The 2890-nt window shown below is 68.2% G+C and carries 2 protein-coding genes and 1 pseudogene; all 3 read right to left on the bottom strand.

The genetic code is table 11. The features are described from left to right. Positions 1-211, bottom strand: a pseudogene (locus G3N61_RS39965) (flagellar assembly protein FliH); the annotation flags it as partial. Next, positions 204-1199, bottom strand: coding sequence for a flagellar motor switch protein FliG (gene fliG, locus G3N61_RS38605; protein WP_043184685.1), 996 nt, complete (start codon positions 1197-1199; stop codon positions 204-206). The pseudogene G3N61_RS39965 and the gene fliG, both read right to left, overlap by 8 nt. Then, positions 1189-2890: flagellar basal-body MS-ring/collar protein FliF (gene fliF / locus G3N61_RS38600; RefSeq protein ID WP_205825063.1), on the bottom strand; the 1702-nt coding region annotated here is incomplete at its 5' end. The genes fliG and fliF, both read right to left, overlap by 11 nt.

Here is a 2890-nt window from a genome sequence, read left to right as displayed (position 1 = left end):
CACGTGGTACGAGCTCGGCGTCGGCGTGACCGCAGGCTTCGGCAAGTCGGGCGAGCTGTATGCGAACGCGAAGATCGCACGCAACATCGGCGGCGACTACCGGCGCGGCATCGTCGGGCGGCGGCGGGGGCGGCGGCGGGTCGAACGACGCCATCTCCCACCGCTGGTACGCGGTGAGGGTGCCCGCGCGATCGCTCGCCGAATCAGACATATGCGTCTTCCGCCTTGCCGCCGATCGCGATCGCGCCGCTCTCGGCCAGGTTGCGCACGATCTGCAGGATGCGGCGCTGCTGCGTCTCGACTTCGGACACGCGCACCGGGCCGCGCGCGTCGAGATCCTCGGCGAGCAGTTCGGCCGCGCGTTGCGACATGTTCGCGAGGAACTTCTGGCGCAGCGCGGGCGGCGCGCCCTTCAGCGCGATGATCAGCGTTTCCGACTCGACTTCCTTGAGCACCATCTGGATCGCGCGATCCTCGAGGTCGAGCAGGTTCTCGAACACGAACATCTGGTCGACGATCTTCTGCGCGAGATCGGCGTCGTACTGGCGCACGCTCTCGAGCACGCCTTCCTCATGCACGCTCGTCATGAAGTTCAGGATCTCGGCCGCGGTGCGGATGCCGCCCATCGGGCTGCGCTTCAGGTTGTCGCTGCCGGACAGCAGGCCGGTGAGCACGTCGTCGAGCTCGCGCAGCGCGGCCGGCTGGATGCCATCGAGGGTCGCGATCCGCAGCATCACGTCGTTGCGCAGCCGTTCGGCGAAGCACGATGCGATCTCGGACGCCTGGTCGCGGTCGAGGTGCACGAGGATCGTCGCGATGATCTGCGGATGCTCGTTCTTGATCAGTTCGGCCACCGCGCCCGAGTCCATCCACTTCAGGCCCTCGATGCCGCTCGTGTCGCTGCCCTGCAGGATGCGGTCGATCAGCACGCCGGCCTTGTCCTCGCCGAGCGCCTTGGTCAGCACCGAGCGGATGTACTCGCTCGAATCGAGCGACAGCGCGGTGTGCTGCTCGGCTTCCTTCGCGAATTCCTGCAGCACGTCCTCGACCTGCTCGCGCGTGACGTTCTTCAGCGCGGCCATCGCGGCGCCGATCTTCTGCACCTCGCGCGGCGCGAGGAACTTGAATACCTGCGCGGCCTCTTCCTCGCCGATCGACATCAGCAGCAGCGCGCTCTTGGTCAAGCCTTCAGCGTTCATCGGACACCCAGTTCTTCACGACGGTCGCGACGATCTTCGGATCCTGGCGGGCGATCGTGCGCGCGTAGTCGAGGTTGCGTTCGTAGCGGTTCTTCTCGTTTTCGAAGCCCAGCAGCATCGGATCGGGTTCCTCGTTCTTGACCGGTGCCGGCAGGCCGTCGAGCGCGACCGGATCGTCCGGCGCGGCGAGCGCCGGCGCGGCCGGTTCGGGCGGCGGGAACGCGCGGCGCATCGCCGGGCGCACGAACATGAAATACAGCGCCGCCGCGGCCGCCGCGATGCCGAGCCACTTCGCGGCTTCCTTCGCCATCTCGATCATGTCGGGCTGGCGCCACCACGGCAGGTCGGCGTACGGGTCGCTGACGGTCGAGAACGCGCTGTTCACGACGTTCACCGAGTCGCCGCGCTTCTCGTCGTAGCCCATCGCGTCCTTCACGAGCTGCTCGACCTGCGCGAGCTTCGCGGGCGGCAGCGGCTGCATCGTCACGTGGCCCTTCGCGTCGGCGACCGGCTGGTAGTTGACGACGACCGCGACCGACAGCCGCTTCACGCTGCCCATCGGCTGTTCGAGATGGCGGATCGTCTTGTCGACCTCGTAGTTGGTCGTCTGGTCCTTGCGGTCGCTCACCGGCGTCGTCTGCGGCGCGTTCGGGCCGTTGCCGGCGACGATCGGCGCGGATGCCGGCTGCGGCGGCGTGTTCGACAGCGCGCCCGGCACGCCCGACGCGCCGCCCTGCGCGAGTTCGGTCGAGCTGCTGGTCTGCTGGCTGCGGATCGCGGCCTGCTGCGGCACGCCGTTCGGGCCGTAGCTTTCCGACGTCTGCTCGATCTTCGAGAAGTCGAGGTCCGCGCTGACCTGCGAGCGCGCGTTGCCCGCGCCGAAGATCGGCGCGAGGATCGCGTCGATGCGCTTCTGCGTGTTGTGCTCGACCTGCTGCACGTACTTGAGCTGGCTTGCGTCGAGACCGGATGCCGACGCGGTCTGGGTCAGCAGGTTGCCGTCCTGGTCGACGATCGTCACGTTCTTCGCGGGCATGTCGGGCACGCCGGACGACACCATCCGCGTGATTGCCTGAACCTGGCCCTCGTCGAGCACGCGACCCGGGTAGAGGTCGACGAACACCGACGCGCTCGGCGCTTCCTTGTCGCGCACGAATACCGACGGCTTCGGGATCGCGAGATGCACGCGCGCGCCGCGCACGGCGTTGATCGATTCGATGGTGCGCTGCAGCTCGCCTTCGAGCGCGCGCTGGTAGTTGATCTGTTCGGCGAACTGGCTGATGCCGAATTTCTGGTTGTCCATCAGCTCGAAGCCGACCGAGCCGCCCTTCGGCAGCCCCATCGCGGCGAGCTTCAGGCGCGTTTCATGCACCTGGTTCGACGGCACGAGGATCGCGCCGCCGGCATCGGCGAACTTGTAGGGAACGTTTGCCTGCTGGAGCGCGGCAATGATCGCGCCGCCGTCGCGATCCGACAGGTTGCTGTACAGCACGCGGTAGTCGGGCGCGCGGCTCCACAGCACCAGCGCGGTGATCACGGCGATCGCGAACGCGACGGCGATCAGGAACGGCAGCTTCGGGTTGCCCTTCATCCGCGAGATGCCGGGAATGCGTTCCGCGAAGCCGCCAAGCCCGAAGTCCGCGCCTGCGCCACCCGCGCCCGGCAACGCGGCGGCCGCGGCGGCGCCGGGC

The sequence above is a fragment of the Burkholderia sp. Ac-20349 genome (assembly GCF_017104865.1).
Taxonomy (GTDB): Bacteria; Pseudomonadota; Gammaproteobacteria; order Burkholderiales; family Burkholderiaceae; genus Burkholderia; species Burkholderia aenigmatica.
This window is presented reverse-complemented; position numbering and strand designations above follow the sequence as displayed.